Source organism: Streptomyces herbicida (genome assembly GCF_032656585.1).
GTDB lineage: Bacteria > Actinomycetota > Actinomycetes > Streptomycetales > Streptomycetaceae > Streptomyces > Streptomyces herbicida.
In genome coordinates this window covers 121942-144441 of sequence record NZ_JAUYWJ010000025.1, presented here as the reverse complement: position 1 = coordinate 144441, position 22500 = coordinate 121942, and the positions used below count along the sequence as shown (strand labels likewise).

17 protein-coding genes and 3 pseudogenes are annotated in these 22500 nt (G+C 71.3%); 5 read left to right on the top strand and 15 right to left on the bottom strand.

Translation table 11 applies throughout. The annotated features are described in order from the left end of the window. The 5 genes and pseudogenes from Q8A52_RS49490 to Q8A52_RS39445 all read right to left on the bottom strand — a co-directional run. Window positions 1–139: pseudogene (locus tag Q8A52_RS49490) on the bottom strand (IS30 family transposase); the annotation flags it as partial. Window positions 140–255: 116 nt separating this feature from the next. Continuing rightward, window positions 256–1377, bottom strand: a complete 1122-nt coding sequence (locus Q8A52_RS39460; protein ID WP_408649334.1) for a cytochrome P450 — start codon at window positions 1375–1377, stop codon at window positions 256–258. A 132-nt stretch (window positions 1378–1509) separates the two neighbouring features. Further along, window positions 1510–2880: pseudogene (locus Q8A52_RS39455) on the bottom strand (NAD(P)/FAD-dependent oxidoreductase); the annotation flags it as partial. Then, on the bottom strand, window positions 2877–3029 hold the full coding sequence (locus Q8A52_RS39450) for a ferredoxin reductase (protein WP_316760897.1): 153 nt from the start codon (window positions 3027–3029) through the stop codon (window positions 2877–2879). The pseudogene Q8A52_RS39455 and the gene Q8A52_RS39450, both read right to left, overlap by 4 nt. A gap of 348 nt (window positions 3030–3377) precedes the next feature. Beyond that, window positions 3378–3806: an SLATT domain-containing protein gene (locus tag Q8A52_RS39445; protein ID WP_316760894.1), complete on the bottom strand. Its 429-nt coding sequence runs from the start codon at window positions 3804–3806 to the stop codon at window positions 3378–3380. A gap of 371 nt (window positions 3807–4177) precedes the next feature. On the opposite strand from Q8A52_RS39445, the pseudogene Q8A52_RS49310 reads away from it, so the two are divergent. The 4 genes and pseudogenes from Q8A52_RS49310 to Q8A52_RS39425 form a co-directional block, all read left to right on the top strand. Then, a pseudogene (locus tag Q8A52_RS49310) lies at window positions 4178–4349 on the top strand (UTRA domain-containing protein); the annotation flags it as partial. Between the two features lie 282 nt (window positions 4350–4631). Continuing rightward, window positions 4632–6296 carry an energy-dependent translational throttle protein EttA gene (ettA, locus tag Q8A52_RS39435; protein WP_316760892.1) on the top strand — a complete coding sequence of 555 codons (1665 nt, stop codon included), beginning with the start codon at window positions 4632–4634 and terminating at the stop codon, window positions 6294–6296. 2 nt (window positions 6297–6298) lie between these two features. Next, window positions 6299–6724 (top strand): acyl-CoA thioesterase, encoded by a 426-nt coding sequence (locus Q8A52_RS39430; protein WP_316760891.1) that lies wholly within the window; start codon window positions 6299–6301, stop codon window positions 6722–6724. After that, complete coding sequence (locus Q8A52_RS39425) at window positions 6721–7422, top strand: hypothetical protein (RefSeq protein ID WP_316760889.1); 702 nt, start codon at window positions 6721–6723, stop codon at window positions 7420–7422. Before Q8A52_RS39430 ends, Q8A52_RS39425 begins: the two co-directional genes overlap by 4 nt. Window positions 7423–7858: 436 nt before the next feature. Here Q8A52_RS39425 and Q8A52_RS39420 read toward each other — a convergent pair whose 3' ends face one another. Beyond that, the gene (locus Q8A52_RS39420) at window positions 7859–8263 is read right to left on the bottom strand and encodes a globin (protein ID WP_316760887.1); all 405 of its coding nucleotides are present in this window, start codon (window positions 8261–8263) and stop codon (window positions 7859–7861) included. Between the two features lie 101 nt (window positions 8264–8364). On the opposite strand from Q8A52_RS39420, the gene Q8A52_RS39415 reads away from it, so the two are divergent. Then, a complete protein-coding gene (locus Q8A52_RS39415) occupies window positions 8365–9351 on the top strand; it encodes a methyltransferase domain-containing protein (RefSeq protein ID WP_316760884.1) in 987 nt (328 codons plus the stop codon). A gap of 7 nt (window positions 9352–9358) precedes the next feature. On the opposite strand, the gene Q8A52_RS39410 is transcribed toward Q8A52_RS39415, so the two are convergent. The 9 genes from Q8A52_RS39410 to Q8A52_RS39370 all read right to left on the bottom strand — a co-directional run bounded on the left by Q8A52_RS39410 (window position 9359) and on the right by Q8A52_RS39370 (window position 22500). Beyond that, window positions 9359–10771, bottom strand: coding sequence for an FHA domain-containing protein (locus Q8A52_RS39410; protein ID WP_316760881.1), 1413 nt, complete (start codon window positions 10769–10771; stop codon window positions 9359–9361). Window positions 10772–10819: 48 nt separating this feature from the next. Beyond that, complete coding sequence (locus Q8A52_RS39405) at window positions 10820–12166, bottom strand: vWA domain-containing protein (protein WP_316760878.1); 1347 nt, start codon at window positions 12164–12166, stop codon at window positions 10820–10822. A 118-nt stretch (window positions 12167–12284) separates the two neighbouring features. Beyond that, window positions 12285–13604, bottom strand: a complete 1320-nt coding sequence (locus Q8A52_RS39400; RefSeq protein WP_316760876.1) for a PP2C family serine/threonine-protein phosphatase — start codon at window positions 13602–13604, stop codon at window positions 12285–12287. A gap of 3 nt (window positions 13605–13607) precedes the next feature. Next, on the bottom strand, window positions 13608–16148 hold the full coding sequence (locus tag Q8A52_RS39395) for a serine/threonine-protein kinase (RefSeq protein ID WP_316760874.1): 2541 nt from the start codon (window positions 16146–16148) through the stop codon (window positions 13608–13610). Next, window positions 16145–17479: a coiled-coil domain-containing protein gene (locus Q8A52_RS39390; RefSeq protein WP_316760871.1), complete on the bottom strand. Its 1335-nt coding sequence runs from the start codon at window positions 17477–17479 to the stop codon at window positions 16145–16147. The genes Q8A52_RS39395 and Q8A52_RS39390 overlap by 4 nt, the downstream gene beginning before the upstream one ends. Before the next feature lie 98 nt (window positions 17480–17577). Beyond that, window positions 17578–18639, bottom strand: a complete 1062-nt coding sequence (locus Q8A52_RS39385; RefSeq protein ID WP_316760869.1) for a glutamate ABC transporter substrate-binding protein — start codon at window positions 18637–18639, stop codon at window positions 17578–17580. Window positions 18640–18647: 8 nt separating this feature from the next. After that, a complete protein-coding gene (locus Q8A52_RS39380; RefSeq protein ID WP_316760909.1) occupies window positions 18648–20021 on the bottom strand; it encodes a hypothetical protein in 1374 nt (457 codons plus the stop codon). 251 nt (window positions 20022–20272) lie between these two features. Then, complete coding sequence (locus tag Q8A52_RS39375) at window positions 20273–21244, bottom strand: N-acetylglucosamine kinase (protein ID WP_316760867.1); 972 nt, start codon at window positions 21242–21244, stop codon at window positions 20273–20275. Beyond that, window positions 21235–22500 (bottom strand): 6-phospho-beta-glucosidase, encoded by a 1266-nt coding sequence (locus tag Q8A52_RS39370; RefSeq protein ID WP_316760865.1) that lies wholly within the window; start codon window positions 22498–22500, stop codon window positions 21235–21237. Before Q8A52_RS39370 ends, Q8A52_RS39375 begins: the two co-directional genes overlap by 10 nt.

Genomic DNA, 22500 nt, shown 5'->3' with positions numbered 1-22500 from the left:
GGTAGTTGATCCCGACGCGTTTGCAGGCTTCGGCGCTGCTCAGGCCCTGATCCATGAGCCGGAAGTATTCCTCCCGCTCACGGACCAGGATCTTGCGGCCCTGAGCCTTGCCCCGGTTCTCCCGGATCTTGAAGTCCATCGCACCCCACCAGCTGGGGTGTTGCGACGACCACTAGAACCCAAGGATCATGGTCCGGGGCCTTTGACGTCCACCTCGACCACAGCCGGCGCCTGATCGGTCAGCGCACCCGCGCGTCAACCGTCACCCTGCTCGATGTCCAGATGGATCGGACCCCGAAGAACGGGGCTGGGCCGGTACGGAGGTGGGTCGGCGACCAGCCTGGGGCGGTCGAGCCGGCGTACCAGCTCGGTCAGCGCGATCTGGGTTTCCAGGCGGGCCAGTGGGCCGCCGAAGCACAGGTGGATGCCGCTGCCGAAGCCGAGGTGCTGGTTGTCACGCCGGTCGGGGTCGAAGCGGTCGGGATCGTGGAAGCGCTTCGGATCGCGGCTGCCCGAGGCCAACATGAGCATGATCTGCGAACCTTTGGGGATGACGGTGTCGCCGACGGTGATGTCGCTGTACGCCGCTCGCCAGGGAATGATGTGCACGGGGGGCTCGTAGCGCAGCAGTTCCTCGACGAGCGGCACGACGAGGTCCGGTTCGTCGCGCAGTCGCTGCAGCACCTGCGGGTGGCGCAGCAGCGTCAGCATTCCGTTGGTGATGAGGTTGACGGTGGTCTCATGGCCGGCGATGAGCAGGAGTTTGGCGGTGGCGACGATTTCGGCGTCGGCCATCCGACCGTCGGGCCCGTCATCGTTGGCCAGCCGGCCCAACAGACCCTCGCCCGGCCGGCCGTGGCGCTGTTCCACCAGGCCGCCGAGGCATTGGCGCAAATCCTTGCGGGCCTGTACACCCTTCTCCAGTTTCTCCTTCGGGTCGGTCTTGGGGTCGTAGTCGACCGAGTTCATGATGTCGTTCACCCAGAGGTGGAACCTCGGCTCGTCCTCGCGTGGCACGCCGAGCAAGTGACAGGTCACGGTTACGGGGAGCGGGAAGGCGAAATCGTCGACGACGTCGATCCGCTCCTTGCCCGCGAAACCGTCGATCAGGCTGCTGACCGTGGCGGTCAGGTCGCCTTCCATGCCGGTCACCAGCCCCGGGGTGTGCGGGGGGCCGAAGTGACGCATCGCCATACGCCGCAGGCGATCGTGCTCGGGCGGGTCCATGTGGATGAACGACGACGGGGCCCCTCCCTCGACCGAGGGCATCGGACACGACAGATTGCGCACGTCGGAGCTCAGATGCGGGTCATTCAGTATGTCCGTGATCTCACGGTAGGTGCTGACGACGTAGCTGCCGTCCTCCTGCCGAGCCACCGGCGTCCTGCGCAACTCGGCATACAGCGGGTACGGGTCGGCCCGGGCGGAGTAGTCGAAGATCCGTTGCAGCGTGCCGGGCGTCTCGGTCGTGGTCACCTGGCCTTCCTCCTGTCGATGCCGGTGCACGGCCGTGACGCGGCGCCCACCCGGGTCATGGCCCGTGACGACCACGGTGGCGCCCTGGGCGAGCAGGGCGGGGCCGGGGAAGTCGACGGGCACCGGTTTCATGTCGGCCGGCTGATCCGGCGTGGGGCAGGGCGGCGGGAAAGGTGCGGCCGTCTCGATCAACCGTCGGTAGTGGTCCAGCCACTTGGCGTTGTCGAAGCTCACGGCAGCCGTGACGCGGCCCCGATAGCCATATGCGGTGACGAAACGGTGGTCGTCCAGCGAGCCCTGGGTGACGGCCACCTCGTCGGCGAAGGTCGGCACGCCGACGGACTTGATGTTGACGCCGAACTGGATCGACCAGAACAGCGGGACGGACAGGTGGGGCCAGCGGTCCGCCTGGGCGCTGACCATGTTGTGTGCGGCGACCTCTGCCTGCTCCACGGCGTTGGCCCAGTGCTCCAGTGAGATGAGCCGGTATTCGTAGATGGGGTTCGGGCAACGTGCCACGTCTCCCGCGGCGAAGACGTCGTCGGTGGCGCGGCCATTGAGGTCGAGGGCGCGGCAGCCCGTGTCGCAGGTGATTCCCCACACGCCCGCCGCCAGTCCCGACTCCCGCAGCCACTCGGTGTTGCGGATGCTCCCGAGTGCCACCACCGCCACATCGGCGTCGACCGTACTGCCGTCGTCGAAGTGAGCACGGCGAAACCGTCCCCGCGCGTCGCCCTCAAGCCGGGCGACCTTGACACCGCAACGCAGGTCGACGCCGTGAGCGCGCTGCATGTCCGCCGCTACCTCACCGATCACGGCACCCAGCGCCCCGACCAGCGGGGCCGCCCCGAGTTCGGCGACGGTCACCGGGATGTCCCGCTCGCGGCAGATGGAGGCGATCTCGGAGCCGGTGAATCCCGCACCGATGACCAGAACGCGGGAAGGCCCGGCAGCGAGGGCCCGGTGCAGGCTCTCGGCATGCTCGCGGGTACGTACGACGAACACTCCGTCCAGGGCCGCCTCGGACTCGACGAACCACGGCCGTGCCCGTACGCCGGTAGAGATCAACACCCGGTCGAAGGGAACCTCGCGGCCGTCGGCGAGTCGCACGTGGTTCGTCGCGAGGTCCAGCCCGCTGGCGGGCACGCCCAGCAGCCACTCCGCATCGATGCAACGACGGCGGGGCAAAGCGGTGCCCCCGGCCGGCACCCACCCGGTCAGTAGCTGCTTGGACAGGGGAGGCCGGTCGTAGGGCTCGCCCAGCTCGTCGCCGATCATGGTCAGCGATCCGGTGAAGCCCTCGTCTCGCAGCGCCTCCGCGGCCCGCAGTCCGGCCAGCGACGCCCCTACGACCACGATGCGGCCATCGCGCTTGAACGCCTGCAGGTTGTCGGCACCGGTCATGACGGCGACGCCTCCGCCGGTGCGTGCCGCGCCTCCGGCTGGTCGACCAGGATCGCCTGGACCGGGCGGACCGCAGCGGCGCGTAGCACCTGGTCGCGCTGGGCGTCGTCGGGGTTCGGGTCGTACATGAGCGCTTCCTCACCGTGCATCCGGAACGCCTCCGGAGCCAGGAACGCGCACGGGGAAAGAATTGATCATCGCGGCTGAGGCGATCGGCGCCTGGCTAGGGACGTATCCGTGGTTGCGGCCGCATGGTGGTTACGTAAGCGGCGCTCGTTTGGATTGCCGTCTCGACGCAAACCGTGTGGCCCGGTGCGCCGGAATGCCGTCGACAACTGCCGTCAGCTCAGCAGCAGGTCAGGGCGTTGATCTCCCAGCCCGGGCAGAGCCGCCGCATCGTGGCGGTCGTCCGGTCAAGGTCCGCCGTGTCGACCTGGCGCAGCAGCGCCGGTACGTCGCCGTCGGCAAGTCAGGCCGCACGGAGCAGGCCGTGACCGCTAGTAGGCATTGGGCGACGGCGCAGGTTCCCGGCGGTGCTCCAGCCACGTGCGGCCTAGGTCATCCCAGATCGTCTGATAGCGATCGAAGACCTCTCCAAGTTGATCAAATGTGAGATCGTCGACGGCTGTCGATGCCGCGAGGTATTCCAGGTCATCGGCAAGCCGCTGGAACCGGTACTGCGCTTCCTCCATCAGAACCCACCGGGAGCGCCAGTTGAAGAACGGTTCGACGGCTCCCAGCAACGTCACCAGCGCCACAAACGGGAGGGCCAGATCGGCCCGCGCGTTGAGGCTTTGCAGGCCCAGAATGACGGTGGACGCTGCGGACAGCCCAAGCGTCAGCATCTTGGTCACGGAAGCGCCTCGGCGAAACCATTGCTTCTTGCGGTGGGCGTAATCGTTGCCCTGACGAATCTTGCTCAGCAAGAGAGCGGCTGTCTCCGTCGGGCTGAGACCGACGGGTAGGTCAGTGTCCGGCTGCACTCCGCCCCCAAAGCTCTGTCGCCATGTTCTCGCCCCCCGGGCAGACGTTGCGCCGGCACCGAGCGGTTCCCCGTCGAGGGTGTCTGAAGCCTGCTCAAGCAACTCGGCGACCGTTCCCGGTCGTACCGTCGATGTTGTCCGCCAGAGGGGACACGCAGCCGGCGTTGTCGTCGGTGTTCAGACAGCAGGGCCTGGCCTCCGCGTCGACGCGGCCCCCGGGAACACCAGAAACGCGGCCTCGACGACTCGCCCGGTGGCGTCGGTCGCGACGCGGGTGATCGCGAGGACACCCACGGCAGAGGGGAGCCGTACGACCTCGGCAGGCGACTGCGGAGGAGGCGTCACTCCTGGGCATCCAGAAGGCCGGGCTCGTCACGCACATCCGGCGGACGTACCACAGCGACCAGGGGCGGCCTGTGGAAACGGCGGACATCGTCGTGCCCGCCGCCCACTGCGAGATCGTGTTACGAGACCCCGATCAACCGCCGGCGGACAGTCGATGGCGAGCCCGCCCCCGTGCCAAGGGTCCGGTCGCGGGCGTGCCCGTTCAATGCCCGATCGATCCCCCGCGCCGGGCCGTCCCTGGGCCGTGCGAGAGTGCCGAGGCCGATCTTTGACGACCGACGGCGACAGGTGAGGTAGCGGCGCCTGCCAAGAAATGCCAGGTCAGAGCCACCAAACCAAACGGGTTAACACCCAAGGCTGGCGGTCAGGCAAGATGGGGTGTATCTGCCCACTGCCAGATTTCAAGCTGCCGGACGGTTTCTCTTGGCTGAGTTCATTTACACCATGCGCAAGGCGCGCAAAGCGCACGGCGACAAGGTGATTCTCGACGATGTCACCCTGAGCTTCCTGCCGGGTGCCAAGATCGGCGTCGTCGGCCCGAACGGTGCCGGTAAGTCGACCGTGCTGAAGATCATGGCTGGTCTGGAGCAGCCGTCCAACGGTGACGCCTTCCTCTCGCCCGGCTACAGCGTTGGCATCCTCCTCCAGGAGCCCCCGCTGAACGAGGAGAAGAACGTCCTGGAGAACGTCCAGGAGGGCGTCGCCGAGGTCAAGGGCAAGCTCGACCGGTTCAACGAGATCGCCGAGCTCATGGCGACCGACTACTCGGACGCGCTGCTCGACGAGATGGGCAAGCTCCAGGAGGAGCTCGACCACGCCAACGCCTGGGACCTCGACGCCCAGCTGGAGCAGGCCATGGACGCCCTGGGCTGCCCGCCCGGCGACTGGGCCGTCACCAACCTCTCCGGCGGTGAGCGCCGCCGCGTCGCCCTGTGCAAGCTCCTGCTCGAGCAGCCCGACCTGCTGCTCCTCGACGAGCCCACCAACCACCTCGACGCCGAGTCGGTGAACTGGCTGGAGCAGCACCTCGCCAAGTACGCGGGCACCGTCGTGGCGATCACCCACGACCGGTACTTCCTGGACAACGTCGCCGAGTGGATCCTCGAGCTCGACCGCGGCCGCGCCTACCCGTACGAGGGCAACTACTCCACGTACCTGGAGACCAAGGCCACCCGCCTCAAGGTCGAGGGCCAGAAGGACGCCAAGCGGCAGAAGCGCCTCAAGGAAGAGCTGGAGTGGGTGCGCTCCAACGCCAAGGGGCGCCAGGCCAAGTCCAAGGCCCGTCTCGCGCGGTACGAGGAGATGGCGGCCGAGGCGGACAAGATGCGGAAGCTGGACTTCGAGGAGATCCAGATCCCGCCGGGCCCGCGTCTGGGCAACGTCGTGGTCGAGGTGAACGACCTGCACAAGGGCTTCGGCGAGAAGATCCTCGTCGAGGGCCTGTCCTTCACCCTGCCGCGCAACGGCATCGTCGGCGTCATCGGCCCGAACGGCGCCGGCAAGACCACCCTGTTCAAGATGATCCAGGGCCTGGAGACGCCGGACGCCGGTGACATCAAGGTCGGCGAGACCGTCAAGATCTCCTACGTCGACCAGGGCCGCTCCAACATCGACCCCAAGAAGACGCTGTGGGAGGTCGTGTCCGACGGGCTCGACTACATCAACGTCGGCCAGGTCGAGATGCCCTCGCGCGCCTATGTCTCCGCCTTCGGCTTCAAGGGCCCGGACCAGCAGAAGCCGGCCGGTATCCTCTCCGGTGGTGAGCGCAACCGTCTCAACCTGGCGCTGACCCTGAAGCAGGGCGGCAACCTGCTGCTCCTCGACGAGCCGACCAACGACCTCGACGTCGAGACCCTGTCGAGCCTCGAGAACGCGCTGCTCGAGTTCCCGGGCTGCGCCGTGGTCGTCTCCCACGACCGGTGGTTCCTCGACCGTGTCGCCACGCACATCCTCGCCTACGAGGGTGAGTCCCGGTGGTTCTGGTTCGAGGGCAACTTCGAGTCGTACGAGAAGAACAAGATCGAGCGGCTCGGACCGGACGCCGCACGTCCGCACCGCGCCACCTACAAGAAGCTGACCCGGGGCTGATCTTGCGGCACATCTACCACTGCCCGCTGCGCTGGGCCGACATGGACGCGTACGGCCACGTCAACAACGTGGTGTTCCTCCGCTACCTGGAGGAAGCCCGTATCGACTTCCTGTTCCGCCCGGAGAAGGACTTCAAGCAGGGGTCCGTGGTGGCGCGCCACGAGATCGACTACAAGCGGCAGCTCGTCCACCGGCACGCGCCGGTGGTCATCGAGCTGTGGGTCACGGAGATCAGGGCGGCGTCCTTCACCCTCACCTACGAGGTGAAGGACGACGACCTGGTCTATGTCCGGGCGTCCACGGTGATCGTGCCGTTCGACTTCCAGGCGCAGCGGCCGCGCCGGATCACTGCGCAGGAGCGGGAGTTCCTCCAGGAGTACATGGACGACAAGACCGCCGTCAGCGAGGAGGAGGCCGTCGCCGCATGACGGTGCTCCACCTCGCCGACGAGGGGGAAGCGGCGGACCTCGCGGCCTTCCTCTCCCGGCTGCTCCACTACGACCGCGGAGCGGCGGTACGCCTCCAGGCGGCGGGGAAGGCGCTCGCCGTGTTCGGGCGGCCGCCGTCCTTCGAGGTGCTGGCGATCCGCGCGGTGCGGCTGGCGAAGCCGTACGAGAACGGGCTCGACGCCAGGCTCGACGTGACCGTGTCCGCCGGTGAGTTCCTGGAGTCCGTGGACGAGTCGGCGGCCACGGCCGCCGTCCCGGCCGCGGTGACCGGGCCGCCGTGGGCGGGAGTCCTTCCGCCGCGCGGCGGCTGGCGCGCCGAGCCGGGGCTGCCGGCACCGGACGCCCTGCGTGCCATGGTCGGCGCGGCCGTCGCCGAATTCCGGTCCCGTACGCAGGAGTTGGCGCCGGAGCGGCGTACGCGGATCGAGCTCGACCGGATCGGGCGGGACATCTGGTCCCGCACGGTCGGCGAGACCCCTCTGCCGGTGCGGGCCGTGCACGCGGCCCAGTCGCTGGGATTCCTGCGGACGTCCACCCCGTCGGGCAGCGCGCACGCGACCGGCGAGCCGCCGCTGGGGCTTTTCTCCTCCGGCGCGTGGCTGAGGCTGCGCACGCCCTACGGTTCGATCGCCGTACGCAGGGCGGGACTCGGCGCGCTGGACGTCAGCGTCCGCTGACCGGCGCTCACCCCGCGCTCGGTTCGGGCCGGTGATCATTCGCTGTCGTCCGGCCACACCCCGATGTGGTCCGGGAGTGGCGCAGGGCGGCGTCGCCGATCGCGTCCGAGTACCCGGTGAGGGTCGCCAGGACCGCCGTGGTCAGCAGGACGGTGACAGCGCGGCCGCGAGCAGCAGGCGGTGTGCCCGTGCGCGTGAGAGGACGAACCCCGTCACCCTGCCCCGTGTGTCCGGACTTCCAGACCTTCCGGCGATGCTGGCCGAGGGGACCGCCCGGGAGTAAGGGCTTGAGAACCGGACTTGACCGGATCATGACCGGATTCCGGCGTCCCAAGACCGGAATCCGACGCTCAGTCGACGGTGAGGATCGCCGTGCTCACCGTCGTGCTCACCGCCATGCTTACCGCCGTGCTCACGGCTCTGCTCACGGCCGGGCTCATTCCGGGGTGTTCACCATCGAGGCCGCCGCGTACGTCAGGTAGTTCCACAGCGTCTGCTCGTGCTCCTCGGACAGGCCGAGCTCCTCGACGGCCACCCTCATGTGCTTCAGCCAGGCGTCGTGCGCGGCCCGGTCGACCGTGAAGGGGGCGTGGCGCATGCGCAGGCGGGGGTGGCCGCGGTTGTCGCTGTAGGTCGTGGGGCCGCCCCAGTACTGCATCAGGAACAGGGCCAGCCGTTCCTCGGCCGGGCCCAGGTCCTCCTCCGGGTACATCGGCCGCAGGAACGGGTCCTCGGCCACTCCCTCGTAGAAACGGTGGACCAGCCGGCGGAAGGTCTCCTCCCCGCCGACCTGCTCGTAGAAGGTCTGCTCCTGAAGCGTGCCGCGCCGAATCTCTTTCACCCGTACATGGTCTCAGACCGGGAGACCCAGGACTCAGGGCTTAGGACCGGTGGCCGTCCGCCGTGCTCGCCTCCCGTCGTCCAGCGCCGCACAGTGGACCCATGGGCGCGCATGCTCCCGGCAGGGACCTGGACGAGATCGCCGCCTCGGCGCGGGCGGCGCTGGTGCGGGAGATCGACGCGAGCGGCGCCTGGGACGAGGACCCGGTGTGGCGGGAGGCCTTCCAGCAGGTGCCGCGGCACCTCTTCGTGCCGTACTACTACATCGGCGTCCTGGGCGGCTATGAGCGCTGCTGGGGCGAGAGCCCCGATCCGGGGGAGCGCGAGCGCTGGGTGCGCGGTGCCTACGCGGACAGCCCGCTGGCCACGCGGGTGCGCGACGGCGAGCTGGTCTCGTCCAGCAGCCAGCCCTCGCTGATGGCGGACATGCTGGCCGCGCTGCGGGTGCGGGACGGCGACCGGGTCCTGGAGATCGGCACGGGCACCGGCTACAACGCGGCCCTGCTCGCCCACCGGCTCGGCGACGACGACCTCGTCACCACCGTCGACCTGGATCCGGAGATCACCGAGTCGGCCCGGCAGCACCTGGCGGCGGCCGGGTACCACCCGGTGGTGGTCACCGGCGACGGAGCGCGCGGAGTCGCGGAACGCGCCCCCTTCGACCGGATCATCGCCACCTGCACCGTGCCGACGGTCCCGCGTGCCTGGCTCGCCCAGTGCGGCCCCGGCGCCCGGATCCTGGCACCGCTGTCCACCGGTCTGATCACGCTGACCGTGCGGGACGCCGGGCACGCCGAGGGCCGCTTCCTGCACACGCCCGCCTACTTCGTGCCGCTGCGCGGCGAGCACAGGTCAGAGGCGGAGCCGCCGCCCCTGGCCGGAGTGCCGCGCCGGGCCCGGGGACACGAGCTGTTCCGGTTCCTGCTGGCCCTGACCCGGGATGCCCTGGAGCCGCGGGAGGCGTACGAGCTCTGGGACCACGAGGGCATGCCGGAGCGCGAGCGCTACGGCATCACGGTCGGCACCGAGCGCGAGTGGGCATGGCTGGACGACCCCGAGGGGCCGTACGCCTGGCCCCTCCCGGACTGACCGGCGCTCAGCCGCGCCGGATCGTGATCGTCGTCCAGGCGCCCACGTGCACCCGGTCCCCGTCCTGCAGCGGCACCGGCACGAAGGGCTGGATCGGCTCCTCCGAGCCGTTGACCGTCGTACCGTTCGTCGAGTTCTGGTCGACGATGGCCCAGGTGCCGTCCGGCTGCTGGACCAGGACCGCGTGCTGGTGCGAGACGCCCGGGTCCTCCGGCGGCACCGCCAGGTCGATGTCGGGGGTGTCGCCGGTGGAGTGCCGGCGGCGGCCGATGGTGACCTGGTTGCCGGTGAGCGTGCGCTGCTGCTCGGGCGAGTACGCGGGCAGATTGAGACCCGTGGCCTCCGGCCCCGAGCGCTGCATCATCGCCATGAAGTACTCGCGGTCCGGGCCGATGGTCGCGGTCCAGGTGACCGGTCCCTGCGGAGCCTGCGGGAAGGCGGGGCCGGACGGCGCCTGGGTGGAACCGGGCTGGGGGTAGCCGGGCTGCGGATAGCCGTAGCCACCGCCCTGGCCGGCCGGACCCGAGGGGCCGGTGGACGGCGGAGAGATGACCCAGTCGTCGTCACCGCCGCCGAAGGACGGACCGCCGGCCGGCGCACGGCCGGTCTCCTGCGGGAAGGCCGGGGGAGCGGGCGGGCCGGGCTGCTGGAAGGCCTGCGGAGGGCCACCCGCCGTGGCACCGGGACCCGGGGGCGGCGGAACCGGCCGCGAGGGGTCGCCGCCGAAGGCGCCGGGAGCACCAGGAGGTCCGGGAGGACCGGACGGACCGGAGGGCTCACGGCCGAAGGGCGGCGGACCGCCCGGAGCCTGGCCCCCGCCGAAGTCCGGCCGGCCGGAGGGACCCTGCCCGCCGCCGAACGCCGAGGGACCGGGACCGGCGGGGCCGCGTTCGCCACCGAAGGGCGGCGGACCGCCCTGGCCGCGTTCGCCGCCGAACGGCGTCGGCCCCGACGGCTCGCTGCCGAACGGCGGGATCGGCTCGGCGGGACGATTCATCTGCGAGGGGCGCGAGCCCTGGTACTCGTACGAGTCACCGCCGCCGTAGGACTGGCCGGGCGGCGGCTGGAAACGCGGGGCCGCCGGGCCGGGCCCGCCCGGGCGCGGGGCGGCCGGGGTGTACGAGGTGGCCGTGTTGGTGAGGAAGTTCCACCGGCACTCCTCGCAGAACGGCGCACCGCCCTCGCGGGGCGTGCGGCACTGCGGGCAGAGCTCCGGCTCCAGGTCCGGCACGGCGGACAGGTTCGGTCGGCCCCCGGGCCGACCGCCGGGACCGCCCGGAGGCGGCGGCGGGAAGCCGTACCCGCCGCCGGCCGGCGGCGGCGGGGGCGGGGGCGGAGGTACGGCACCGGCCATGCGGTGACCGCAGACCTCGCACCAGTCGTCGGAACCCGACTGGTGTCCGTTCGGGCAGGTCGGCATGTCGGCGCTTCCCCCTCTCTGTCAGGATCTTCCTGAGCTCGCTCTAGGTCACTTCTTTACACGAACAGTCTTTGTGGACCGGGTCTCGAGGGTCATCTCGTCGGCCTCCGCGACCTTCGCCTTCAGTCGCACAGTACCCGTCGCGGCATCGACCACGTCCACCACCTTCGCAAGCAGTTTCGCAGTATCGGCGTTCCCGGAGGCGCTCGCGAGCTGAACGGCCCGGCCCAGTTTGGCCGTTGCTCCGTCCATATCTCCCGCTTTGCGAAGATCCAGCCCTTGCTGGATGACCTGTGCCAGTTCGGCCTGGCCGGTGTAGTGGGCGACCTGGGGGTTGATCGAGGTGGACGCGACCATGTCGTCGGTCCACACGGCCCTCACCAGACCCTGGGCGCCGAGGTTCTGCACGGTTCCGTCGGGCTGCGGTACGACCAGGGACACCCGGGCGGCCAGCATCTCCTGGCCGAGACCGGCCGAGGGGACCTCGACACAGATGTGGTAGTCACGGGACTCGTCTCCCCAGGAACCGGTCGGGTAGTCCCCGGCGCGCGGGCCCGCCTCCGTGCGACGGTCCGTCAACTCCACCACCGTCGGCGCCACTTGCTTGACGAACTTGATGGCCGTGCCGACCGGCGTCCACAAGCGCAGGGCGACGTCCGCGACCTCCTTGCCCATCGCCGTCTCCATCATCTGCGTGAAGTCCGCAGCGAGGCCCGTCGGATCGGCGACGATGTCGGCGGTGCCGAGCAGGGCGGAGGCGATTCCTGTGACTTCTTTCACTTCCCAGTCGGTGCCCACGCCCCGGGCGTCACAGGTGAAGCGTCCGGCGCAGGAGTCGAGCGCGGCGCGCAGGTCCTCGGGCGACTCGTGCTCGTTGCGGCCGTCGGTGAGCAGGATGCCGTGCCGGATGGCGACGTCCGCCGAGGACAGCAGGCGGTCGGCGAGCCGCAGCCAGGTGCCGATGGCCGTGCCGCCGCCGGCGCTGAGCTTGCGCAGCGCCTGCTTGGCCTGGTCGCGGGTGGTGGCGTCGGCGACGGCGAGCCGTCCGTTGCCGGGGTAGACCTCCTTGGCGACGTGCGTGCCGCCGATCACCGCGAAGTGCACGCCGTCGCGCAGGGTGTCGATCGCGGCGGCCGTGGCGTCGCGGGCGTTGCGCATCTTGGTCGGCGGGTAGTCCATTGAGCCCGAGCAGTCGACCATGATCGCCACGGCCGCGGACGGCCCCTGCCCGGACGAGTACAGGTGCGGCGCGCCGACCGCGCTGCCGACGGTGCCGCCGCCCGTCGCCGTCACGGTGGCGATCGCGTTGACCTCGCGGCCGCCCTCCGGCAGGTACTCGTTCTGGTACACGTCCATCGAGAACTGCGGCACGTTCGATTTCGAGAAATTGGCCATGACTGCTCTGAATCCCCCTCTGACCCCACGGGTTGCGTGGGTGACGACTGTATGCGGACCGGTCCCCTCCGGTCCGCTCAGGGTTCCCCGTATGTGGCTGTTGGGTCCGTATGCGGCCTCAGGCCGATCCTGCCCCCTGCGGCGGCACGGGGAACGGGAGGACGGCCACTGTTACGTTGTCGTGGCCCCCGCCGTCCAGCGCGTGCCCGACCAGGACCCGGGCGCTGTGCAGCGGACGGGTGGCCGCGTCCGGCGGGATGGCCTCGGACATCTCCTCCGCCGTCTCCGCGTAGTTCCACAGACCGTCGGTGCAGACCACCACCACACCCGGCCGGTCCGGCTTGAAGGCCGCGGTGTGCGGCTCCAGTTCGTAGGCGTCCGCGCCGAGCCAGCCGGTGATCGCGTGGGCGCGCTCGTCGGCGTACGCCTCCGCCTCGCTCATCAGGCCCGCGGCGACCATCTGCGCGGCCCAGGAGTCGTCCTCGGTGAGCCGGGCCGGGGGCGAACTGCGGTCCACGGGCACCCAGTAGGCGCGGCTGTCGCCGACCCAGCCGACGATCAGCAGGCCGGAGGTGACCACCGCGCCGACGATCGTGCACGCCGGGGCGTTCTGGTGCGGGGCGTGCTCACGGGCCGTCGCGGGCTCCTCGGCCAGCGCGTTGACCGCGTGCGAGGCCGCGACGATCGCCTCGTGCATCGCCTGCTGCGGATGCGTACCGCGCGGCAGGGCGGCCAGCAGCGACTCGCCGGCCGCCTGCGACGCGGCGAGCGAGGCGTCGTCGGGGCGGGTCGCCGAGGACACGCCGTCGCAGACGATCGCGACGGCCGCGGGCGTGCCGTCCGGCAGCGCGGTGTGGCCGACGGCGAAGGCGTCCTCGTTGCGGTGGTGGCGCAGCCCGCGGTCGCTGACCGCGGCGACCGGGCCGGACTCCTGCTCCATGTGGTCGCGTTCGCGCGGCTGCGCGTGCCCGCAGTTCTCGCAGTAGCCGTCGCTGTCGACCCGGCCCGCCCGGCAGGCCACGCACACCTTGCTCTCCCCGGCCGCCGCGAGGTCGGCGGCCACCCGCGGGTCCGGCGCCTGCAGCGGGTACTCCTCGGGCTCCGGCGGCCGGTCGAACCGCACGCCCGAGGCCGGGGACACGGGGGAGCCCGACGCGGGCGGCAGCGGGGAGCCGCCCGAGTCGGTCCCCGGGAGGTCCGTCGGCAGGTGCACCGCCGCCGGTGTGTCGGAGCCGGACGGCTCGGGCGCGACGGGCCAGGGCATACCGTCCGCGGACGCGCCGGCGCCGTTCATGGTGAGCGTCGGGTGGTCCTGCGGCGGCGCGGGCACCACCGACAGGTCGTACCCGCACGCACCGCAGAAACGGTCACCCGACTCAAGCGGCTCCGCGCAGCTCGGGCACTTCGACGGTGCGGCCTGCTGGGGCATCTGCGACATCAACTACACCCACGTCCGGGGGCGGTAACGGTTGGCCCGTTCCACCAGGTCGATCCTCTCCTCGCCGCCGGGCGCGAGCCGGGCCAGCGTGCGGTACGAGCGCTCCAGGCCGAAGCGCAGGCCCCGCTCGTCCAGGCCGCTGCCGAGCAGCACCCGTCCGCCGGCGGCCGGCTGTGCACCCTGGCCACCGGAGAGTATCCAGTCGAGCGCGCTGCCGAGCACCTCCGCCGACAACTGCTCGCGCCGTGCCGGGTCCAGCCCGTATGCGTCCAGGGCCTCCACCTGCTTGGCGGCGGCGGTCAGGTCCTCCAGGAACGGTGTGTCCCCGGCGGTCGCCGTGCGCCCGCGCAGCCGCGCCCGTACGGCGGCCACCCGCGCGGCGGTGTAGTGGATCGAGGACTCCGGGACCGACTCGAGCGTCCGTACGGCGCTGCGGCGGTCGCCCGCCGCGAGCTGGACGCGGGCCAGGCCGAACGCCGCGCTCACATAGCTCGGGTCGGTCGACCACACCAGCCGGTAGTACTCCGCGGCGTTGTCCAGCTGGCCGAGCACCTCCGCGCACAGGGCGAGCGCCAGCTTGGGCGCCGCCTCGCCCGGGAAGGCGTCGTAGATCGCGTCGAAGGCGAGTGCGGCGGCCTCGAAGTCACCGGTGACCAGCGAGGTCACGCCCCGGTACCACACCACCCGCCAGTCGTCGGGCTGTTCGTCCTCCAGCTTCGCCAGGGACATCAGCGCGGCCTCGGAGTCGTCGTTCTCCAGCCGGGCACGGATCTGCCGCAGCCGCGTCTCGACGGTCTGCTGCGGAGCCGCGGCCAGCGCGCCGAGCAGCTCGCCCGGCGCGGAGGTCATCAGACCCGCCAGGAAGCCGGCGTTGGGGTCCGAGGGGTCCACCAGCGGAACGGGCAGCGCCAGGGCGGCGGCAGGGGTGGCCACCGGCTTGACGAGGCCGGGGGCGCCGTTCGGGGACGCCGGGGCCGGGGCGGCGGAGGCCGCCTGCTTTCCGGACGGCACCGCTCTCGCCCCCAGCCGTGACACCTCGCCGTCCAGCTTCGGGAACAACTCCGTGTCGGTGACCTTGAGTTCGGGCCCGAACAGCGTCGACAGCGCGGGCCGCGCCCGCCCCGTCTGGAGCGACACGACCTCTCGCAGCACGCCCGTCAGCTGCTCGGACATCTCCTGGGCGGAGGCGAACCGGCGCGCCGGGTCGGGGTCGGTGGCGCGGACCAGCAGCCGGTAGAAGGACTCGTACTGGCGGAAGACCTCGATGTTGTCGGGGTCCGGCAGGGAGTCCACGAAGACGTTCGTGTAGCCCTGGAAGTCGAAGGTCAGCACGGCCAGGGTGCGGCCGACCGTGTAGAGGTCGCTCGCCACCGACGGGCCGGCCTCCGCGACCTCCGGCGCCTGATAGCCGACCGTGCCGTAGATGGCCGACTCGTCGTCGTCCATCCTGCGCACCGCGCCCATGTCGATCAGCTTGAGCTGGTCCTCGGTCTGGATCGCGTTGTCCACCTTGAAGTCGCAGTACAGCAGGTTGCGGCTGTGCAGATGGCCGAGTGCCTCCAAGGCCTCGATGCCGTACGCGCACGCCTGCTCCACCGGCAGCGGATCCCGCCGTCCGTCCGGTGTGCGGCGCGCGTTGGCGATCTCCTTCAGCGACTTGCCGCCGACGTACTCCATGACGATGTAGCCGTCGAGCGAGCCGGTGCGCTGGTCCAGGTGCTCCACGAAGTTGTAGATCCGCACGATGTTGGCGTGCTCGATCTCCGCGAGGAAGCGCCGCTCGGAGATCGCCGCCGCCATCGCGTCCTGGTCACCGGTGTCCAGCAGGCCCTTGAGCACCACCCAGCGGTCGGAGACCGCCCGGTCCACCGCGAGGTAGATCCAGCCCAGGCCGCCGTGCGCCAGACAGCCCACGACCTCGTACTGGCCGTGCACTATGTCGCCGGACCTCAGCTTCGGGACGAACGAGTACGGGTTCCCGCACTTGGTGCAGAAGCCCTCCGTACGGCCCTCCCGGTCACCTCGCGCCCGCCCCACCGGCGCCCCGCAGTCCGAGCGCGAGCAGAACCGCTTCCGCTCGGGCACCTCGGGGTTCTCCAGCACCATCGCGCGCGGGTCGGGCCGCGGCACCTGGGGCACCGACACCAGCCCGGCGCCCAGCCGGGCGCGCCCGGACGACCCGGAGGCGGAGCCGGAGCTGCGCACCGACACCGAGCGGCCGGTGGACCTGCCCGACACCGAGCGCGACAGCCGCCCCGACACCGAACGCCGCGACTTCGACGACTGCGACGACGTACGCGAACTGCGGGCGCTGGAGCGCGAACCGGCGCTGCCCGCCGAGCCCTTGCCGCTGCCGCTGATCCCGGTGGGCGGCGAACCGACCATCCCTTCCCCAAGCTCTCGGCTTCGCTCGAGCAGGGGAGACCCCAATGCAGAGACGACCGGAGCCAGACCGCACGTGTCGCAGTACAGCTCACCGCCGCCCACGTCATCGTACGTTCCCTCGCAGCCCGGCCGCTGACATGTCTGTCCTGCCTGACTCATGGCTGGCTACTCCCCCTCCGGTCCTGAGGTCCGCCCTGTCCCGGCACCCGCGGGGCGCCCAGCAGTTCGGCCGCCGCGTGCTGATAACGCAGTACGGCCTGTTCGGCCACGCGCAGGTCGCACGGCGCGCTCCACAGCATGCGGCGTGCCGCGTCGTACCGCTCGACAAGGAACGGATCCTCCGCGAGTCCGTGCCGGGCGACCTTCGCCTTGTACGCGTCGAGACGGCCGCGCAGCTCGGCGCGGACCGCCAGCGGCGCGGTGACCGCGGTCAACGACTCGCGGGCGCGCAGCAGTTCGTCCTCCGCCTTCTGCTCCAGGGACTCAAGGAGCGGGGACAGACGGTGCCACTGGGCCTGTCTGCGGTACTCGGCGGCGGTCGCCAGCTGCTCCTGCAGCACGGTCGGCGGCCCGCTGACGACCGGCACCTCCGTGGCGGCGATCTTCGCGAGGACCTCGCCGCGCGCGGTGCGCGCCTCGGCGAGCGTGCGGTCCGCGCGGGAGAGCACGTCCCGCAGTTTCACCAGGCGCTGCTCCGCGTCCTGCCGGACCGTCAGCACGGCGTCGATCTCCCGCCGTACCTCCTCCAGGGCCTGCGCCTCACGGTCGTACACGGTCGTGTCCGGCCGGCCGCCGCCCGGTGCCGAACTGCCCGGCGCCGGCACCCAGAAGGCGAGGGGGTCGGAGACGACCTCCTCGCGCAGCTTCGTCAGCGTGCGCGTGATCCGCTCCAGGTCGTCGCCGGACGGGTGCTCGCCGGGGCGCACACCGACGGAGTGCGCGAGCTTGCGGGTGCGCTGGAGCTCCGCGGCCAGTAAATCGATGCGGGCGGGCAGTGCCGACCACACCGCGTCGGCGGCCACGACCATGTCCAGTGAGCTCGCGTACAGCTCGTTCATCCGTTCCACGAGCGCCGCCAGCGTGAACTGCTGGCTGAGCCTGCCCGCCGCGGACAGCAGCGTCGGCGCGTTCGCCGTCGCCGTGGCGCTGCCCGCGACCGTGACGGACTCGCCGCGCAGCAGCTCGGTCAGCTCCGCCAGGTCCTCGCGGCTGGACCAGCGGCGCCGGGCACGGATCTCCCGGGCGTTGCGCAGCGCACCCGCGTACGCGTCGAAGTACGCCCACAGCAGGGTGATCGACGCCTCCGCGGCCGTCCAGCGCTCCTTGGTCGTGCCAGTGAGCTCGGCGCCTTCGAGGAGTCTGCGGCCCGCGTGGTCCTGCAGGGCGAGCAGCGAGCTCTCGATCGCCTCGTGCTCCGCGCCGAGCCGCGCCAGCGCACGGTCCACCTCGTCCCGGTCCATCACCGGCCCGGCGGGGTCCGTGACGCCCATCGATCACCTCTCGCTGCTGTGTGGGGTCTGTGTCGGCCTATGTGTTCACGATCCGTTCGACCGAAGGTCTTCCCGAAGATCGCCCGGGTGACGCCCGGTCAGCTCTTGCGCTGGTATTCCGGCGCGGGTGGCTTCGACGGCGTCGCGTCCTCCCCCAGTGTCGCCGACAGCCACTTGTCGTACGACGCCTGCCAGCCGCTCGCGCGGTAGCCCACCAGGATCTGATTGACCCGGCGTACCAGATCGTCGGCGTCCTTCTTCATCGCCACGCCGTAGTACTCGGTGGTGAAGGCCGAGCCCTTCAGGGCGACCGTCGGGTCCTGGGCGGCCTGGCTCGCGGCCAGCGCGCCGTCGGTGACCACGGCGTCTACCTCGCCCAGCTGCAGCCGCACCAGGCAGTCGAGCTGGTTGGGGACGTTGTGGTCGATGTCGGCCGAGGAGACCAGCTTGCCGGACTTGCGGTCCGCGTCCAGCTTGCCGAACGCCGTGGACCCCGACGCCGTGCAGATCCGCTTGCCCGCCAGCGACTTGTCGTAGCCCGTGATGGGCGAGGACTTGGGCGCCAGGACCGTCTGGCCCGTCTTGAAGTACGGTGCTGAGAAGGCGACCTGGTCCAGACGGTCGCAGTTGATGGTCATCGTGCGGACGACCATGTCGACCCGGCCGTCCTGGATCGCCGGGATGCGCTGGCTGGTCGGGATCGCCTTGAACTGGACCGCCTTCGGGTCGCCGAGGATGTCCTGGGCGATCCGGTGGACCAGGTCGATGTCGAAGCCCTCCAGCTCCGCGTCCTTGTTGTTCGGGTTGCGGTAGCCCCAGTGGTAGCTGTTCTGGTCGACGCCGACGATCAGCTTCCGCTTCGCGCCCTGGCGGGCCTTGATCGCGTCGATGGTGGGGCCGTCCGCGCCGGACGGGGACAGCGTCTGCTTCTGGGCCTCCGAGTCCTTGCAGCCGTCCGCCCGCGCCTGGGTGCCGGTGGCCACGCCCTGGCCGCCGAGGCCCGCGGCGCCGCCCCCGTCGCCGTGGGTCTGGGTCAGCGGCAGCAGCAGGGCGAACGCCAGCGCCACCGCGCAGACGACCGCCATCGCGCCCACTCCGCCCCAGCCGCGCAGGGAGGCCCGCGCACGGCGAAAGAAGCCCTTGCGTGCGTTCATCGTCATGCCCCCTTTCACCGGTACTCCGAAAGCCTGCGCCCGATGCCCAGCAGCGCGCCCGCCGCGCCCAGGACGGCCAGGACGGCCGCACCGATGGGCAGTCCGGTCATCGCGTCCCGGCCGTCACCGGCCGACTGCCCGAACTCGGTCTGCTCGTGCGCGATCGCGGTCTTCAGGTTGTCGTCGACACTGTCGAAGCATTCGCCGGTGGCGCCCTTGGCGCCGATCACCTTGTCCAGCGCCTGCTGGTAGTTGCCGTTCTCGTCCTCGGTACGGGCCGAGGTGTGGCGCTGCTTCCACACCGTCATATTGCCCTCGGCCGCCTTGACCGGCTTGCTCCCCGCCTGGTCGTCGGCGAGCCGCTCCGCCTCGGTCAGCCCCTTGCCCAGGGCCTTCATGTCCTTGTCGAAGTCGTAGTAGAACGCGTCGTACGTCGTGTCGCCGACCGTGATCGTCTCGGCGCCGCGGGCCACCAGGCTCAGGTTCTCGTTGCCCCGGGCCTTGAGGGAGGCGATCCGGGCGTCGTGCAGCACGTTCAGCGAGCGGACGCCGTGGTCGTAGGAGTCGTTCAGGCCCGCGCGGGCGACGCTGTGGCCGACGACCAGCCAGAGCAGGACCACCGTGGCGAACGCCGTGGCGCCGACCAGGCCGTGGTTCAGCACACGGTTGGTGCGCCGGTAGTTGCGGTGCTGGGCCCAGGCGAGCGCGGCGAGGACGAGGACGCCGAGGGCGATCGCCGCCCACGGGTAGGGGGTGGCGTTCCCGTAGTCGGACCTGAGCTTGTCGTTCTCCTTCTTGTAGAGGTCCTCCGCCGCCGGGAGCATCTCGCTTTGCATCTTGTCGTTGGCGTAGCGCAGATAGGCGCCGCCGACCGGGTAGCCCTGCCGGTTGTAGGTACGGGCCCGCTCGACCAGCCCCTTGTACTCCGGGAGGAGCTTGTTGAGCCTGGATATCGCGGCCTCGGAGGGCGAGCCCGGGTCGGAGGCGGCGGCCGCCGTGACCAGCTTGGCGGCGGCCGTGCTGATGTCCTTCTCGTACCGGTCGCGGGAGGCGGCCGTCTCCTGACCGCCCGCCAGGAAGCCGCTGGACGCCGCCGTGTTGGCGTCCGCGAGGGAGCGGTAGATGTCGGCCGCGTCCGAGCTGAGCGGCTGGCTGCTGTGCAGCACGTCGTCGGCGGCGGCCGCGCGGTCGGTCGTCTGCCAGGCGGTGACCGCGCCGAACGCGACGACCAGGAGGGCCAGTACGGCACCGATGAGGCGCAGCCGGCCGGGTTCCGTGGTCGCCGCGGCGCGCAGCCGCTCGGCGCTCTCGGCGAACGCCGTACGACGGGGCTGCCCCGGCCGGCCCGCGGGCGCGGAGGGTCGGGGCTGGGGCGGGACGGCCGGCATGGCGGGCATGCCGGAACCCGGTGCTGGTGGTGCCGTGCTGCTTTTCGGCGGGTGTGTCACTGTTGACCTCCCCCATGGTCATCGTTCGCCGCCAGTATCGCCGCCCGGACCGACATTCCGCACCGGCCTTCACTGGATCTTGATCGGATCGCAGTCCAGTCGACTTGCGGCGCGGTGCGGTGTCTGCACCACCCTCTGCCCATGAATACGCTGCGGGAATCTGTTCGGTTCCCTGGTGCGGGCCGCCCGGCTCAGGACTCCCAGTGGGCCCGCGCCCGCTCCTGCGCCTGCGCGCCCCCGCCGACCCGGTCCAGGCCCAGCAGCGCCGCCCCCAGCACCGGGCTCGCCGTGACCACGCGGGCCACCGCCTTCGGTGCCCGTGCCGACAGCAGGTCCCGGATGCCGTCGTCGAGTTGGGGGTGGCCGGCGGTGAGGACACCCCCGCCCAGCAGCACGGGGGTCTCCTCGTCCAGCAGGTCGAGCCGGGTCAGGGCCACGGTGGCCATGGTCACCACCTCCCCGGCCAGGCGGGCCACGACCGAGCGCGCGACGGCGTCACCGCGCGCGGCCGTCTCGAACAGCACCGGCGTCAACTCGTGGCGCCGCGCGTGCCCGACGTGCTCGAGGTGCAGGGCCTCGATGAGCGCGTACATCGAGTCGAGCCCGAAGTGAGCCGGAAGGGTCCGCGTCAGTTCCGTCGGGCCCCCGCGCCCGTCCTCCGCGCGGGCCGCGTGCCACAGCGCCTCCTCGGCCAGCCCCCAGCCGCCGCCCCAGTCGCCGGAGATGCGGCCGAGGGCCGGGAAGCGGGCGGTGCGCCCGTCGGGGCGCATGCCGACGCAGTTGATGCCCGCGCCGCAGACCACCGCCACACCACGCGGCTCGGCCACGCCCGCCCGCAGGATCGCGAACGTGTCGTTGCGGACCTCCACCGACTCGCCCCACCCGCGCGCGTGCAACGCGGTCGCCAGCTGTTCCTCCTCCACGGGCAGATCGGCGTTCGCGAGACACGCGGAGACATGGGAGACGGAGGTGACCCCGGCGTCGGCGTACGCGCGCGTGACCGCGGCGGCCAGTTCGTCCACCGCCGTCTCCACTCCCACCGCGGGCGGCCGGAACCCGCCGCCGCGTGCCGTGGCCAGGACTTCCCCGTCCCTCGTCACCACCGCGACGTCGGTCTTGCTGTTGCCCGCGTCGATGGCGAGGACACTTGCGGTCAGGCCCACGCGAGGTGCTCCCGGTTGTGCGCGACGAGTCGGTCGGTCAGGTCTTCGGCGTACTCGTACTGGCCGATCAGCGGATGGGACAGCAGTGCCTTGAAGACCCGGTCCCGCCCTCCGCGCAGCGCCGCCTCCAGGGCCAGCTCCTCGTAGGCCGCCACGTTCGCCACCAGGCCGGCGAACAGCGGGTCCACCGCGGGCACCGGCAGCGGGACGGGCCCCTTCGGGCCGACCGCCGCCTGCACCTCGATCACCGCGTCGTCCGGCAGGAAGGGCAGCGTGCCCCCGTTGTACGTGTTCACCACCTGGTACGGGCTGCCGGCGCCGCCCAGCAGTGACGCGGCCAGGTCCACGGCGGCCTCCGAGTAGTAGGCGCCGCCCCGCTTGGCGAGCAGCTCCGGCTTCTCGTCCAGGGCCGGATCGCCGTACATCCGCAGCAGTTCGCGTTCCATGGCGGCCACTTCCGCCGCCCGGGAGGGCTTGGTGCGCAGCTCGCGCACCACCGCGTCGTGGGCGTAGTAGTAGCGCAGGTAGTACGAGGGGACCACACCCAGGCGGTCCAGGAGCGGGCGGGGCAGCCGCAGGTCGTCGGCGACGGCGTCGCCGTGTTCGGCCAGCAGTTTCGGCAGGACGTTCTCGCCCTCGGGGCCGCCGAGCCGTACGCCCGTCTCCCAGGTGAGGTGGTTGAGGCCGACGTGGTCCAGATGGACGTCGGACGCCGCCACGCCGAGCAGTGCGGCGAACTTCCGCTGGAAGCCGATCGCCACGTTGCACAGCCCGACCGCCCGGTGCCCGGCCTGGAGCAGCGCACGTGTGACGATCCCCACCGGGTTGGTGAAGTCGATGATCCAGGCGCGCGGGTTGGCGCGCCGGACCCGCTCGGCGATGCCGAGGACGACGGGCACCGTCCGCAGCGCCTTGGCGAGGCCGCCCGCGCCGGTGGTCTCCTGGCCGATGCAGCCGCACTCCAGGGGCCAGGTCTCGTCCTGGTCCCGGGCCGCCTGCCCGCCGACGCGGAGCTGGAGCAGCACCGCGTCGGCGCCGTCGACACCCGCGTCCAGGTCGGACGTGGTGACGATCCGGCCCGGGTGGCCCTGCTTGGCGAAGATCCGGCGGGCCAGGCCGCCGACCAGCTCCAGGCGTTCGGCGGCCGGGTCCACCAGCACCAGTTCCTCGATGGGCAGGGTGTCCCGCAACCGGGCGAAGCCGTCGATGAGTTCGGGGGTGTAGGTCGAGCCTCCGCCGACCACGGTGAGTTTCAT